This window comes from Niallia circulans NBRC 13626, assembly GCF_001591585.1.
GTDB lineage: Bacteria > Bacillota > Bacilli > Bacillales > Cytobacillaceae > Niallia > Niallia circulans.
On sequence record NZ_BCVE01000012.1, the window covers coordinates 91,670 to 107,005 of the forward strand.

Sequence of the window (15,336 nt, forward strand, 5' to 3'; positions counted from 1 at the left end):
ATAATCTAATCAACTGTCTCTGAGAATTGGTTTTGATGTAGTTCATAATAAAAGCCTTTTTTCTTCAATAATTCTTCGTGAGACCCCTTTTCGGCTATCATCCCTTTATCCAATACTAGAATCAGATCCGCATGTTTAATGGTGTTTAATCGGTGAGCAACAACAAAGCTCGTTTTCCCTTTCATCAACCGTTTTAAAGCATCTTGAATTTTCACCTCTGTGATTGTATCAATGCTACTTGTTGCTTCATCCAGAATAAGAATAGATGGATCTGCTAAAATTGCTCGAGAAATGGATAATAGCTGCTTTTGTCCTTGACTAATTCCGTTTCCATTAGCAGAAAGAATCGTATCATATCCTTCCGGAAGATGTTCAATAAAGCCATGAGCATTGGCCTGCTTTGCTGCATACTCCACTTCCTCATCCGTAGCATTTAACCTGCCATACCGAATGTTTTCCCGGATGGTCCCTTCGAATAGATAGCTATCCTGAAGAACAAATCCCATATGCGAACGAAGACTCTCTCTTTTTATTTTTGTAATCTCCTGTCCATCCACTAATATATTTCCTGCGGTTGCATCATAAAATCTCGTGATAAGCTGGATAATAGTCGTTTTTCCAGCTCCAGTGGGTCCAACCAAAGCAATTGTTTCACCTGGGTTTGCCTTAAAATCAATATCTTTTAAAATTTCTTTATTTACCTCATAAGAAAAAGAAACATGCTTAAACTGAACTTCTCCTTTCATTTCTTCCATCACGGCTGCTTTCTTCTCATCTACTTCTTCTCTTTCTTCATCTAATACGTCAAATACTCTCTCTGCACCCGCAATGGCAGATAACAGTGTATTAAATTGATTCGATAAATCATTTAAGGGTCTAGTGAACTGTCGGGAATATTCAACAAAGATGACAATAACCCCAATAGATACAGTACCTGATTTGAGGGCTAATAGCCCGCCAACCCCTACAATTACTGCATAGCTAGCATTGTTTAACATATTCATCAACTTTGGAATAAAGCCTGAATAGACTTGTGCCCAATACGCAGAATTCTTAAGCTTATCACTTTTTTCTTTCATATCATGAATCACTTTTTCTTCTAAAGAAAAAGTTTTTACAATTTTTTGTCCTGAAATAGATTCCTCAATAAATCCATTTAACTCCCCTAAATTCTTTTGCTGTTCCTTAAACAATATACTTGTTCTACTCGTAATCCACTTCATTCCGATAAACATAACTGGCACAATAGTTAAAGTCAGGACGGTTAATAACGGGCTGAGCAATAACATAACGACTACTGTCCCAACTAATGTGATAATACTAGAGAAGATTTGGATAACAGAGCTATTTAAAGTAGAACTGACATTTTCAATATCATTTGTAACACGACTCATCAATTCTCCATGCTGCTTTTTGTCAAAATAACTTATCGGCAGCTCATGAAATTGGTGGAATAAATCCGCTCTTAAGCGAAAAACAGTTGTTTGTGAAATTCCAACCATCCAATAACTTTGCAAAAATAATGCAACAGAATGAAAAAAGTAAATACCACCAAGGGCTATTAGCATTCCTGTAAAACCATCTAAATTTCTATTGACAATAAAACGATCAATAGAAATTCCTAAAACATATGGTCCCAATAATCCTAATGCACAGCTCATTGCCACCATCACTAAAACAAGAAATAATAATCCCTTTTTTTGTGCAAGATAGCTCCATAATCGGTATAAGGTCTTCCCCATATTTTTTGGTTTTTTCCCTTTTTTAACAACTGTGGGATCTGGCTTTAATTTAGGTTTAGGATAGCGAAATGGATCGGTTAGTTCCCTTTGCATTCTCCCACTCTCCTTCCCCTAGTTGTGATTCTACTATTTTTTGATAAAGGTTGTTTGTCTTCCATAACTCATCATGGGAAGCAAAACTTACAATCTTTCCATCTTCAATCAACATTATTCTATCTGCCTTCATCGCAGTAGATACTTTCTGCGTAATGAGCAGAAGGGTACATTGATAATCTGCAACTGCATCCAGCAGCTTTTTTTCTGTTTTTAAATCTAATGCACTTGTACTATCATCTAGCAGGAGAATACTTGGCTTTCTGACGAGTGCTCTTGCAATGGAAAGGCGTTGCTTTTGTCCTCCGGATAAATTAACTCCCTTTTGTCCAATTCTCGTATCATATGTATGAGGCATTAACATAATGGTATCGTGAATTTGGGCATCTTTTGCAGCTTGCACTACTTCATCAAAGGTCGCATCAGGATTTCCCCATCTAATATTTTCTTGAATGGTACCCGTAAAGAGCATCGATTCCTGTGGTACATATCCAATTTGCTTTCTTAGCGTATTTAATGAATATGAATCCACTCGTTTATCGTCGATCAAAACGCTTCCTTCTGTTGGTTCATAAAGACGTGGAATTAATTGGAAGAGTGTTGTTTTTCCTGAACCTGTTGCTCCTAATATAGCAATTGTTTCTTTAGGGTGGATGGTAAAGTGCAGATTCTCTATCGTATTCCTTCTATTAGATGGATAACGAAAGGATACATGCTGGAACTTAATTTTTCCTTTCAGTTTTGAGTCCATACTTTCATCTGGATTATCCTTATCCTGTTCTTTCTTATCAATAATCTCTTGGATTCGATCAGCTGAAGCTTTTGAACGAGAAATAACCATTACTAACATACTTACTACAGAAATCGATGTAGTGATTCTTAATGTATAATTGATAACGGCAACTACTTCACCAATCTGTGCCTCACCTGTGTTTATTTGTCCGGATCCAATCCAAAGTATGGCAATAATACATAGATTCATAGCGAATAATAAGAGCGGCACAGTAGTTTCCATAATTCGGAGCGCCTTTTGGGTAAGATTTTTTAAATCCTCGCTTGTATGCATAAAACGATTTCTTTCAAACTGCTTACGGATATATGCTCGGATAAGCCTCACTGCTGTTAAATTCTCCAGCATCACACTGTTTACCTGATCGAGTTTCTTTTGAACAGATTGAAACAGACTTCTTCCTATTTTAATAACCCAAATAAACATAACCACAATAAGCGGAATCGTAATCGCCAATATAAACGCTAGTTTCACATTAACTAAGAAGGACATAATGATTCCACCAACGATTAAAAGCGGTGCCCTTAATAGAAATCGCAATCCCATAAATATCGTGTTTTGTAATTGTGTAATATCATTCGTTAATCTAGTGATCAAAGACGAACTTGCAAAAACATTACTGCTTGAAAACGTAAAATACTGAATGATTTGATATAACTCATTCCGAAGACTATAGCCAAAATTCTGACAAACATGGGAAGAATAGAATGTATTAATTATTCCAGCAGCAAAGGCTACAAGCGAAAATAATATCAACAATCCTCCCCAAATTAACACTACTTTTGTATCTTGATGAGCCAAGCCATCATCAATTATCTTTGCCATAATCAATGGCTGAACCAGTTCTACCGCAAGTTCGGTTAACATTAGTATAAGTGCTATTGTAATACTTAGTTTATATACTCGAAGTCGACCAAATATTTTTGACATTATTCCCTCCAGCCTTTACTCTAATTGAATTTACTACTTAATATCCAATCATCGATGAAATTTATTTAGATTTGCTAAACATTATTTTTATCATACCTCTTTTTAGTAAGTTAGAAAACATCATTCAGAATAAAATTAATTCAGTATATTTTATTACATGTACAAATGCCACCTTCTTTCTTAAAATAAAAAAACCGAACAATTATACAAAAATTCTAGATTAGAATCTCTGTATAATTGTTCAGGTTTAAATTTGTTGGAAATACTTATGTTCGAGCCGCTTTTATCGCTTTTAGTTTACACCAGCTAACGACCATTTATATAATTCATTATGGAAACCAAATACCTTTGGTGATCCCACAGCTACATCTTTAGAAACTGCTCCAAAGTCATAGTCAGAATACAATGTAAAGATCGGCAGTTCATCACTCCAAATTGCTTGAAGCTCATTATAAATCTCTTTACGCTTTTCTGTATCTGGTTCTTGTTTCCCCTTTGCTAATAGTTCATCTACCTTTGGATTGTTATAATTTGTATAGTTACTTGATCCCGCAGAACCATAGATTGTTGTTAAATCTGGATCAATAGTATTAGTGAAGCCAATTAGCATTAAATCGTAGTCGCCTGCTCTCGCTTTTGACATAATCGTTGGGAAATCATACGTAGTTGTATTTAGTTTTAATCCAACCGCTTTTAAATTTTCGGCAATAATATTGGCTGATTGTTCCCGCACTTTGTTTCCAATCGGAACAACAAATTCTATTGTCTTATTGAAATCCCAGCCTGCTTCTTCTAATAACTGCTTCGATTTCTCTGGATCATACGTGTATGTTTCTAATTCTTTATCAAGATAAGGGCTGATGGATGTATACGGACCGTCTACAATTTCTCCTTCTCCCTTTAGTAATTGATCGACAATTTTTTGACGATCAATAGCATAAGCGATTGCTTGTCTTACTTTCTTATCTGTGATGGTTTCCATATTAAAACTCATATTCTGATATCCATATGTTTTATCTGTTGTGGTTGTTACATTGTCAAATCCTTTTACTGTCTCAAAGTCTTGCACTGCAATTTTTCCAATCCCTCCTGCAGCATTCATTTGAATTTCGCCTGTCTGCAATTGAGCTACAAGGTTTGCTGCTGGCATGATTTTCACAAATAGTTTATCCAGTTCTACATCCCCTAAATAATAGTCATCATTCCTAGCATATTCTACATATTGATCTTTTGCATATTTAACAAACTTAAAAGGACCATTCGTTACGGTCGGCTTCATCATAAAAGGATCCTTTTGGAGATTTTCCGGAGCAATATTCTTTAACTTATGTTCTGGAAGAATCATAAATTTAGAACCTAATTGTTCTTTCACCATATTTGGATCGACTGGGGCCTTTGTCTTAAATTGAATTGTTTTCTCATCAACAATGGTTATAGATGGTATTTCTGTTTCTCCTTCTGGAAGCTTGCCATCGTCTGTTAATCCATCTAATACAGTTAAATAGGCTCCAACAGCTGTTTCCGTCTTTGGATTAGCAACTAAATTTAACGTAAAAGCAACATCCGCAGACGTAACAGGTGTTCCATCTGTCCAATTTGCATCCTTATTAATTTTGATTGTAAATGTCTGATTATCCTCTGTTTCAAAGGACTCAGCTAGCTTTGGTGTAAACTCCAAAGGACCAGTCATCTCTAAAAAAGTATCAAACATAAATTTTTCTAACCATGATGCTGCAATATCAGAAGAATTAATGGGATTAAAACTAACTGGAGCATTTACAAGCCCCAAATACATCGTATTTTCTTTTGCACCACCACCAGTTGAAGCTGGATTATTTACACCCGAGCACGCTGAAAGTAATACTAAAATGACAATGGAAAATAGACTAAATATCGTTTTAAATTTCTTCATTGAATGTTCCCCCATCTATTGTTCTAGAATAGTAATAAATGCATCTCCTCATCATTTATGGCTCTTGGGATCCATTGCATCTCGCAAACCGTCCCCCATAAAATTTATGGATAATACAGCAAGTAATATCATGACTCCAGGCGGAATCCATAACCAAGGCTGTGTTGCCAATACAGTAATGGATTGAGCTTCATTAAGCATATTCCCCCAGCTTGCTGTAGGAGGCTGAACCCCCATCCCTAAAAAGCTCAAGGATGCTTCCATAATAATGGCAGACGCAATGCCAAATGTAGCATTAACAAGAATCGGCGCAATGCAATTCGGAAGAATATGTTGAAAAACAATTTTTGGCGTGGAATACCCTATAGCGACACCTGCTTTAACATAATCCATTTCTTTAATTGTTAATACACACCCTCTTACTAATCTTGCAATCGATGGCCATCCGAGCAAACCTAATACTAAAATAACGTTAAATAGACTTGGCCCCATTATACTTACTAGAACCAAAATTACCATTAAATACGGAAATGACATGAACACATCTGTAATACGCATGATAACCATGTCCACCCATTTTCCAAAATACCCCGCAATCGCTCCTAGTATAGTACCAATAGCAACATAAATCGCCACTGCTCCGACTCCTACTGATAAAGAGACTCTAGCAGCATATAATAGTCGGCTAAACAAGTCCCTTCCCACTTCATCTGTACCAAGAATATTATTAGCAGAAGGAGCAGACGCAAATTCGCCATCAACAGAATATGGATTATGCGGTGCAATTACTGGAGCAAAGATTGCAATCAGAACCATTAATGAAAAAATAATGAGACCAACAACGGCCAACTTATGTTTAAAAAAACGTTTTGTTATTAGTTTTAGATAGCTTTCTTCATTCCCCAATTGATTTTGAACAGGAATCACCACATTAACTTGTAATTCCGTATCCACTTTCACATTAGGAATACTCATATGCACTCCTCCTTAGTTATACTTAATTCGTGGATCTACTACGGCATATAAAATGTCAGCAAGTAAATTCGAAAATAGGACAGCAAGTGCTGCAATAAAATTTATCGCCATTAACGTAGGATAGTCACGAGAGGAAATCGACTGGATTGTTAGTTGTCCTAAGCCTGGCCATTGAAAAATTTGCTCCGTTACTACTGCGCCGCCTATTAAAATTGGTATTTCCATTCCGATAATTGTAATAATAGGAATTAACGCATTCTTTAATCCATGCTTATTGGTAACGATAAACTCTTTTAATCCTTTCGCTCTTGCTGTCCGCAAATAATCTTGCCCCATTACTTCCAACATGCTGCTTCTGACATAGCGAACCGTACTGCCTGCAATCCCGGTTCCTAATATAGCGGCTGGCATAATGAGGTGAAACAATGTATCCATAAATCCTCCACTGCTTCCCAATGTAAACATGCCACCTGTCGGTAAGATATTTAAAACAAGTGCAAATACGTAAATACTTCCTAATCCTAAGAAAAAGTTAGGAATGGATACACCTAAAAATGAAAAAGTAGTAGTTAAATAATCAATCCAAGAATACTGCTTTGTTGCACTCAAAATTCCTATTGGAATGGCAATAATATAAGCAATAACTAAGGCAGTGCTCATAAGGAGCAACGTGGGGCCAACACGATTTAGCACTAAATCTAATACAGGTTCATATGTTGTATAGGAAAATCCAAAATCTCCTTGCAAAAGATTTCCAAGCCATCTAAAGTATTGAATATAAATAGGATCATTAAGACCTAATGCTTCTTTCTTTGCATCAATATCCGCCTGAGTAGTATCTGGATTAATATACATATCTACCGGGTTACCAGGAGCCAAGTTAATAATAATAAAGTTAAATACCGTTACCCCCAGCAACACTGGAATAGCAATCAATAATCTCCTGATAATATATTGGAACAAATGAATCTCCCTCCTTTAACGTAGTGGAAAATGACAGGCAACTGAATGATTTGCTCCATCTAATAGCGGCTCCTTCTCCTTACACATAGCTTGTGCCATAGGACATCTAGTATGGAACCTGCACCCATTTGGTGGATTTGCCGGACTTGGAACATCTCCTTCTACCACAATCCGCTCTCTATTTCGAAGATGAGGATTAGGAATCGGATAGGCACTTAGCAACACTTGTGTATAAGGATGCTTTGGATTCTTAAAAATCTCTTCAGTCTTTCCAATTTCCACAATTTTGCCTAAATACATAACGGCAATTCGATCACTAATATACTTAACTGCTCCTAGACCATGTGCAATAAATAAATAGGTTAAATTAAATTCCTTTTGTAAATCCTTTAATAAATTTAGTACTTGCGCTTGAATAGAAACATCCAATGCTGATACCGGTTCATCGCAAACAATCAATTTTGGGTTTAGCATAAGAGCTCTAGCAATCCCTACCCTTTGTCTTTGACCGCCAGAAAATTCATGAGGATATCTGCTTTTATGAAATTTAGTTAATCCTACTATTTCAAGCATTCGATCTACCTTTTTACTTGCTTCTTCTTTTGTCGCAAGTCTGTGGGCAATTAAAGGCTCTGCCAATAAATCACCGATTCGCTTTCGCGGATTGAGAGAAGAATAGGGATCTTGAAAGATGATTTGCATATCTGTGCGAATTTTTCTTAATTCCTTATTTTGAATGGCGGCCATATCTCTTCCTTCAAATAAGACTTTCCCATCTGTCGGAGGATCTAGCTTCACAATAGCTCTGCCAGTAGTGGATTTCCCACATCCAGATTCACCAACAAGGGAAATTGTTTCCCCAGAATAAATGGAAAAATCAAGACCATCTACAGCTTTTACATGGCCAACGGTTTTCGATAATATCCCTTTCTTAATTGGATAATATTTCTTTAAATTTTGGATTTCTACTAATGGCTGCATTTGTTCTTTGAATATTCCGTCTTTTTCAGACAAGATTTCTACACTCATATCTTAACCTCCCTTTCCTCTTCCAGCATGTTGCCTTGTTGCTGAGTCTCATACAACCAACAACGAACCTTGTGATCTGCTTGATTGTCTATGCTAATATGGGGAGGCTTTTCGGCAATGCATTTTTCAGTGACATAAGGGCAGCGAGTATGAAATCTACAGCCTTTTGGCATTTGCTGTAATGTCGGAACAGAGCCTGGAATAGAATATAATTTTTCTTGGGAATCATACTCTAAATGTGGAATAGATTCGATTAAGCCTTTGGTGTAGGGATGCTTTGGCTCATCAAAAAGAGTAAAGACATCTGCCTCTTCTACCACCTGCCCGGCATACATGACGATAACCTTATCAGCCATTTCCGCAATAACTCCTAAATCATGGGTAATCATCATAATCGCTGTCTCTGATTCGTTTTTTAAACTTTTCATTAATTCAAGAATCTGTGCTTGAATGGTTACATCTAATGCTGTTGTTGGTTCATCTGCGATTAGAAGCTTCGGTTTACAAGATAGAGCCATCGCTATCATTACCCTTTGCCGCATACCTCCAGAAAGAGCGTGTGGATATTCATCAATAATTACCTCTGCTCTTGGAATTCCTACTTTCTTCAGCATTTCTACCGCATAGCTCTTTGCTTTTTTGGCATTTAAGCCCATATGTAGACGAATTAGTTCCACCATTTGATTTCCAATTGTAAAAACCGGATTTAAAGAAGTCATTGGTTCTTGAAAGATCATCGAAATTTCATTTCCTCTAACTTTTCGCATCTCCGCTTCCGTTAGTGTCGTTAATTCTTTCCCCTTCAGATTTATCGTTCCCTTTTTGATATAACCATGTTTTCCTAACAGTCTCATAATCGATAGGGAAGTAACACTCTTACCACAGCCTGACTCTCCTACAATACCAATAGTCTCTCCTGGCTTAAGCTGAAAAGTAACCTCCTCTACCGAAATAACCTCCCCCTTATCCGTTCGAAAAGCTGTTTGCAATTTCTCCACCTCTAAAATATTCCGCACCATACTTCCCCTCCTTCACGTAAAGCGTAAGCGCCTTGCTCATCAGCGTACAAACTGGAGAATCATCGACTAAGATAAAGGAAACACAGTGAACGCTAGTGAACTGATGTTGACTTATCGTAGGGAGATGATTGGAAGTTTGCTAGCTGATAGGCGCTGGAGCTAGATCGTTCTCTGACTTAGAACGTTTTTCCCTGTTATTTCGTAAAGCGTAAGCGCCTTGCTCACCAGCGTACAAACTGGTCGACTAACTACGCAACGTCCTGTTGCAACGTCGACACTAGTACATCCCTGTACGTCGAAGATCACCGACTGAGATAAAGGAAACACAGTGATCGTAGTAAACTGATGTTGACTACGAAGAGAGGTGATCAGAAGTTTGCTAGCTGATAGGCGCTTATCGCTTGTTAGAATACTAGACTTTAGATTGTAGAGCTGTTCACCAAAGCCTCTTTCCTTTCTGTATTCGTGTAGTAATCTACTAGACTTAAAAATATCTTAGCTGTATGGAGCATCGCCCTTTCATCAAAAGTAAACTTTGGATGATGATGAGGATAAATTGCCTCTATATCTTCGTTTCTAGCCCCTACTGAAAAGAAACATCCAGGTCGATTTTGTAGATAATAAGAGAAATCTTCTCCACCCATTCCTGGTTTTTCTATTATGACAGGCTTGCTTTCTGGCAAGGCATTTATCAAACATTTTTCGAGTATATTTGTTTCATCCACTGTATTTACAGTAGAGGGATAGCCTTTTGTATAATTAAATTCATAAGTTGCATGGAATGCTTTACATACCCCTTTAATTAGCTGCTCCATTTCTTCTATAATCAATGATCGTACATCTTCATCAAATGTACGAACGGTTCCAGTTAAATCAGCTGTATCTGAAATGACATTTCCCGCATTTCCTGCATGAAATGATCCAATGGAAATAACTGCGGGCTTCTGTGGGTTTACTCTTCTGCTAACAATATGTTTAAGTTGATTGGCAATTTGGACGCCAACTGCAACAGCATCAATTGTTTGATGGGGAGATGCCCCATGTCCACCTTTCCCTTGAATTTTTAATTCAAATGCGTCACTTGCAGCGGATACTGGTCCAATTCTATAAAGGACACTCCCTAGTTCACTGCCAGAGGCTAAATGAGCACCATAGACAACATCTACACCATCTAAACAGCCATCTTCAATCATGGCAATGGCTCCCCCTGGCGGTGATTCCTCCGCATGCTGGTGTAATAACACTACATTCCCAGCCAGTTCTTCCGCATTATCCTGAAGAACCTTTGCTACTGCCAGCAATGTAGCTGTATGCCCATCATGTCCACATGCATGCATCACACCTGGAACTTTCGATTTAAAAGCTACATTCTTTTCATCCTGAATCGGTAAGGCATCAAAGTCTGCTCGTAAGGCAATCGTTTTTCCAGGCTTAGCACCGTAAATCTTACCTACAATCCCATTTCCACCAACATTTCGTCTTACTTCAATTCCGAAGCTTTCCAACAGGTCACCAATCATCTTACTTGTATTAATTTCTTGAAAAGATAGCTCTGGATTTTCGTGTAAATATCGTCTCCACTCTACCATTTGCTCATACATAGCTTCAATTTCTTCATACCATTTCTCTAGCATCTCAATCGCTCCCATCCCATTACATTAATTTTCGAAAAGATCTTTCTTATAGAACTGGTTCAGCAAGGTTTTCTTTTACTTGGATCGATACATAATTATCGACAATACTCAAAAATGCTTTTCCAGCATAAATCATTGCTCTTTCGTCAAAATCAAACATTGGATGATGATGAGGATAAGCTTTTCCCTCTGAGACTTTTGCTCCTGTATGAAAAAACATACCCGGCTTTTCAAGCAAATAATAAGAAAAATCCTCTGCCCCCATGATTGGTACGGAACGAACTAACATATTCTTATCTAATGAATTTTCTATAACCTTTTCAAAAACTTCTACTTCTTCCTCATGATTATATACAGCTGGGTATCCCTTTATATAATTAATCTCAGCAGTAGCCTGCATGCTCTCACAAATCTCATTCACCATTAATTTGATCTCTTCTTCCATAAATAAACGCAGATCTTTATCTAGTGTTCGGACGGTTCCTGTCATCACAGCAGTATCAGCAATGACATTTTGCGCCTTTCCTCCATGAAAGGATCCTACAGATAGTACAACGGGATTTAATGGATCTACACGTCTGCTCGCAATATATTGTAGCTGGCTGACTAGCGCCGTTCCGACCGCAATCGCATCCACTGTTTCATGAGGAGCGGAACCATGTCCACCCTTTCCTTTAATGGTAATTTCAAATGCATCTGCTGCTGCTTGCGAGTATCCGGGTTTATAATAATATTTTCCGAGTTCATTTAATGAGGAAAGATGTGCCCCATAAACGACATCTACATCTTTTAAACAATCGTCTTCAATCATTGCTTTTGCTCCACCAGGTGATAATTCTTCAGCATGCTGATGAAGCAGTACAATATTCCCGGCAATACTATCCCTATTATCTTGAAGTACTTTCGCCACCGCTAAAAGAGTAGCTGTATGTCCATCATGCCCACATGCATGCATAACTCCTGGCACCTTCGATTTATACGGTACATCCTTTCCATCCTGGATTGGCAATGCATCAAAGTCTGCTCGCAGCGCAATCGTTTTGCCAGGTTTGGCTCCATATATTTTCCCAACTACTCCTCTACCACCAACATTTCTCCTTACTTCAATACCGAATCCTTCTAAAATTTCAGCAATCATTCTTGGTGTTTCCACCTCTTGGAAAGATAGTTCTGGGTACTGATGAAAATGTCTTCTCCACTCAACCATTTGATCAAACATCTCGGCTAATTCACTATGCCATTTTTTTAACATACTACCCCTCCTAATAAATTTGCTTATGAATAAGGAATACTTCTTGAGAAGTTAGAAAAAATGTAGCTTAACTATATCCCTTAATTTTGATTTCTTTTATATTAACGGTAATTTCAAGCAATGTATAATAAGTTTTTTTAATCATCAAAATATTCAGAATAAATTAACAACCTCTTATTTTTCCTATCATCCCTATTTATTAGGGTTGTTATCGTTTACATCATTTATTTTTCTCCTACTAAAGTAATTCCTTTCTCCTAAGGGGTTCTACCACATGCCCATCAAGTAAAAAATGCTTGTTCCCCAAAACGAGAAAAATATTACTTTTCTCTAAAACTAATAAAATTTTATCCAAGTTCGATGATACTAGGGTGACACCTCATTTAGAGGTGATTTAAGAATGTATATATACCTTTATTCAGCATAATAAAAGATTAATTATCAAAATATTGTGTTATATTTTTATTATCTCTTATTGAAAGCGACTGAGTTATTATGACAGTCCGTTCTTTCCAACTATCAATTAAATACAGGGTACGGAGGGTTAATATTAGAAGTTTCTTTAATTAAAAATTTTCCGTATACAAAAATGGAGGAAAATACTATATGTTTAGTTATTATAGTGCACTTTGTACTGAGCTCTACGATTTCACAAAGCCTGTGGGGTACTCTTTAAATGGGGATATTGAATATTACCAAGAACGGTTAAAAAATTGTCAGGGACGTATTCTAGAAGCTGCAGTTGGCTCAGGACGTTTTATTATTCCACTTCTTGAGGCGGGATATATAATTGATGGAATTGATTATTCTCCTGAAATGTTGAACTCTTGTCGTAAACGTTGTGAAGAAAGAGGATTAAGCCCTAATTTATATGAAGATAAATTACAGGGATTTTCATTGCCATTTAATTATAAGGCAATTATTATTCCTACAGGTTCCTTTTGTTTAATAGAAAAACGAGAAGACTCTCTAAACGCATTGAAGTGCTTTTATAAACATCTTGTTCCAGGAGGACGCTTGATTGTTGATCTTCTATTACCTCATGATTGGAAAACAGGAGAGATTTCTACTTCAACTTTTTCCCTACCTAACGGGGATGGGATTACGCTGGAAAACAAATCGATTGAAATGGATTGGCTAAATCAATTTACTATTTCCTACTTGAAATATGAGAAATGGCGTAAAGGAAAGTTGATTCAAACCGAGTTACAACGTTTTGCGCTGCGTTGGTATGGAATCGAAGAATTTAAGCTTATTTTGGAGAATATCGGTTTCTCTGATATTACGTGCTCCGCTGATTATGTTTACGAGAAGCAACCATCAAATGCAAGTCAAATCATTACTTTTGAAGCTGTAAGAAAACAATATCGGTAAGATTAACCTTATAAAAACATGTGATAGCACACCTATACAAAAAGACAAGTAAATCTCCTTCAATAGAAGTTTCACTTGTCTTCTTGCCACTTTATAAGATCTTACTTAAGAAAGAAATGGTACGTTCCTCTTGCGGATGTGTAAATAACTCTACTGGTGTATTTTCTTCGACTACATATCCACCGTCCATGAAAATCACACGATCTCCAACTTCTCTTGCAAATCCCATTTCATGCGTTACTACAATCATCGTCATTCCTTCCTTGGCAAGTTCCTTCATCACTTCCAATACCTCTCCTACCATCTCTGGATCTAAGGCAGACGTCGGCTCATCAAATAACATAATACTTGGTTCCATTGCTAGTGCTCTCGCGATGGCGACACGCTGTTTTTGTCCACCAGAGAGTGAATCAGGATATACATTTGCTTTATCCTCTAAGCCCACTTTTTTCAATAATTCTAATGCCTTTATCCGAGCATTTTCTTTTGAGACCTTCTTTACTTTCATAGGTGAAAGCATAATATTTTGAAGAACTGACTTATGTGGGAATAAATTAAACTGTTGAAACACCATCCCTACATCCTTACGTACTTCATTAATATTTGTGGACTTATCCGTAATATTCTTCCCATTAATATGAATCGTTCCGTCCGATATACTTTCTAGTAAATTGATGCAACGCAAAAAAGTTGATTTTCCCGATCCGGAAGGACCAATAATTACGACGACCTCCTGCTGGTTAATAGTCATACTAATATCCTTTAATACTTCATTATCTCCGAAGGACTTTTTTAATTTTTCTACAACAATCATTCTGTTTTCAACCTTCTTTCCAAACGAGTTAAGAAGAAGCTTAATGTTAAGGTTAAAACAAGATAAATAACAGCTACTGTTAAATATGGCTCCCAAACTCGGTTATACTGTCCCATCATCAGCCTTGCATAGTACATTAACTCTGGAGCAGCAATAACAGCTGCTAAAGAAGAATCTTTAATTAATACAATAAATTCATTGCCTAACGGGGGAATCATTCGTTTAAAGGACTGAGGAAGTACTATGTATCGCATTGCCTGTACATGCGTCATCCCTAAGGATCTGCCTGCTTCCATCTGACCACGGTCAATGGATTCAATTCCAGCTCTAAAAATCTCCGCAATATAAGCAGCTGCGTTAAGTGATAATGCAACAATTGCTGCTATCATGGCATTGGTTGTATTTAAAAATAATGGGATAAATCCAAAATGAATGATTAGGATTTGTACAAAAAGAGGGGTGCCGCGGAAAATAGCAATATAGCAACGGAAAGGAAAAGCAATCCATTGATTCTTTGCTATTTTGCCAAGACCGATTAATAAACCTAAAACCGTTCCAAATACTATTGCATACAAGGATAATTGAATGGTCACTAATATCCCCTTTTTAAATAAGTCAGCATACTCTAAAATAATCGTAAAATTAAAATCCATTACCTCTTCTCCTCCAAAGACCACAAAATGACTGACATTCAGCAGCACAGGCATTCAGAAGGAACATTCCCTCACTAAGAACAATCTAGAAGAAGTATTGTGCTCCCTCCTTGTCAAAGCGGGTAATGCCCCTCCTGAGTACCTTCCTCATTTGCG

12 protein-coding genes are annotated in these 15,336 nt (G+C 37.1%); 1 reads left to right on the top strand and 11 read right to left on the bottom strand.

Annotation, left to right across the window (positions count from 1 at the left end; genetic code table 11):
• Positions 1-5 precede the first annotated feature (5 nt).
• From BCI01S_RS15520 to BCI01S_RS15560, 9 genes are all read right to left on the bottom strand, one after another.
• Positions 6-1,835, bottom strand: coding sequence for an ABC transporter ATP-binding protein (locus BCI01S_RS15520; protein ID WP_047941757.1), 1,830 nt, complete (start codon positions 1,833-1,835; stop codon positions 6-8).
• Positions 1,798-3,555: an ABC transporter ATP-binding protein gene (locus BCI01S_RS15525; RefSeq protein WP_047941758.1), complete on the bottom strand. Its 1,758-nt coding sequence runs from the start codon at positions 3,553-3,555 to the stop codon at positions 1,798-1,800. The genes BCI01S_RS15520 and BCI01S_RS15525 overlap by 38 nt, the downstream gene beginning before the upstream one ends.
• Before the next feature lie 292 nt (positions 3,556-3,847).
• Complete coding sequence (locus BCI01S_RS15530) at positions 3,848-5,467, bottom strand: ABC transporter substrate-binding protein (RefSeq protein WP_053215647.1); 1,620 nt, start codon at positions 5,465-5,467, stop codon at positions 3,848-3,850.
• A gap of 51 nt (positions 5,468-5,518) precedes the next feature.
• Positions 5,519-6,442, bottom strand: a complete 924-nt coding sequence (gene opp4C / locus BCI01S_RS15535; RefSeq protein ID WP_061799924.1) for an oligopeptide ABC transporter permease — start codon at positions 6,440-6,442, stop codon at positions 5,519-5,521.
• A gap of 12 nt (positions 6,443-6,454) precedes the next feature.
• Positions 6,455-7,405 (bottom strand): ABC transporter permease, encoded by a 951-nt coding sequence (locus BCI01S_RS15540; RefSeq protein ID WP_082138299.1) that lies wholly within the window; start codon positions 7,403-7,405, stop codon positions 6,455-6,457.
• A 15-nt stretch (positions 7,406-7,420) separates the two neighbouring features.
• Positions 7,421-8,434, bottom strand: coding sequence for an ABC transporter ATP-binding protein (locus BCI01S_RS15545; protein ID WP_047941761.1), 1,014 nt, complete (start codon positions 8,432-8,434; stop codon positions 7,421-7,423).
• Positions 8,431-9,453: an ABC transporter ATP-binding protein gene (locus BCI01S_RS15550; RefSeq protein ID WP_047941762.1), complete on the bottom strand. Its 1,023-nt coding sequence runs from the start codon at positions 9,451-9,453 to the stop codon at positions 8,431-8,433. Before BCI01S_RS15550 ends, BCI01S_RS15545 begins: the two co-directional genes overlap by 4 nt.
• A 419-nt stretch (positions 9,454-9,872) precedes the next feature.
• Entirely contained in the window at positions 9,873-11,087 is a 1,215-nt protein-coding gene (locus tag BCI01S_RS15555; RefSeq protein WP_047941763.1) for a M20 family metallopeptidase, read from the bottom strand.
• 46 nt (positions 11,088-11,133) lie between these two features.
• A complete protein-coding gene (locus BCI01S_RS15560; protein WP_047941764.1) occupies positions 11,134-12,339 on the bottom strand; it encodes an amidohydrolase in 1,206 nt (401 codons plus the stop codon).
• Between the two features lie 606 nt (positions 12,340-12,945).
• Here BCI01S_RS15560 and BCI01S_RS15565 point away from each other — a divergent pair.
• The gene (locus tag BCI01S_RS15565) at positions 12,946-13,713 is read left to right on the top strand and encodes a class I SAM-dependent methyltransferase (protein ID WP_061799926.1); all 768 of its coding nucleotides are present in this window, start codon (positions 12,946-12,948) and stop codon (positions 13,711-13,713) included.
• A gap of 91 nt (positions 13,714-13,804) precedes the next feature.
• On the opposite strand, the gene BCI01S_RS15570 is transcribed toward BCI01S_RS15565, so the two are convergent.
• Positions 13,805-14,527, bottom strand: coding sequence for an amino acid ABC transporter ATP-binding protein (locus BCI01S_RS15570; RefSeq protein ID WP_047941766.1), 723 nt, complete (start codon positions 14,525-14,527; stop codon positions 13,805-13,807).
• The gene (locus BCI01S_RS15575) at positions 14,524-15,180 is read right to left on the bottom strand and encodes an amino acid ABC transporter permease (RefSeq protein ID WP_047941767.1); all 657 of its coding nucleotides are present in this window, start codon (positions 15,178-15,180) and stop codon (positions 14,524-14,526) included. Before BCI01S_RS15575 ends, BCI01S_RS15570 begins: the two co-directional genes overlap by 4 nt.
• Positions 15,181-15,336: the final 156 nt, after the last annotated feature.

Bases quoted from the DNA above. Each gene is read 5' to 3' on its own strand.
- BCI01S_RS15520 (WP_047941757.1), bottom strand. From the start codon at position 1,835: ATGCAAAGGGAACTAACCGATCCATTTCGCTATCCTAAACCTAAATTA.
- BCI01S_RS15525 (WP_047941758.1), bottom strand. From the start codon at position 3,555: ATGTCAAAAATATTTGGTCGACTTCGAGTATATAAACTAAGTATTACA.
- BCI01S_RS15530 (WP_053215647.1), bottom strand. From the start codon at position 5,467: ATGAAGAAATTTAAAACGATATTTAGTCTATTTTCCATTGTCATTTTA.
- opp4C (WP_061799924.1), bottom strand. From the start codon at position 6,442: ATGAGTATTCCTAATGTGAAAGTGGATACGGAATTACAAGTTAATGTG.
- BCI01S_RS15545 (WP_047941761.1), bottom strand. From the start codon at position 8,434: ATGAGTGTAGAAATCTTGTCTGAAAAAGACGGAATATTCAAAGAACAA.
- BCI01S_RS15550 (WP_047941762.1), bottom strand. From the start codon at position 9,453: ATGGTGCGGAATATTTTAGAGGTGGAGAAATTGCAAACAGCTTTTCGA.
- BCI01S_RS15555 (WP_047941763.1), bottom strand. From the start codon at position 11,087: ATGCTAGAGAAATGGTATGAAGAAATTGAAGCTATGTATGAGCAAATG.
- BCI01S_RS15560 (WP_047941764.1), bottom strand. From the start codon at position 12,339: ATGTTAAAAAAATGGCATAGTGAATTAGCCGAGATGTTTGATCAAATG.
- BCI01S_RS15565 (WP_061799926.1), top strand. From the start codon at position 12,946: ATGTTTAGTTATTATAGTGCACTTTGTACTGAGCTCTACGATTTCACA.
- BCI01S_RS15570 (WP_047941766.1), bottom strand. From the start codon at position 14,527: ATGATTGTTGTAGAAAAATTAAAAAAGTCCTTCGGAGATAATGAAGTA.
- BCI01S_RS15575 (WP_047941767.1), bottom strand. From the start codon at position 15,180: ATGGATTTTAATTTTACGATTATTTTAGAGTATGCTGACTTATTTAAA.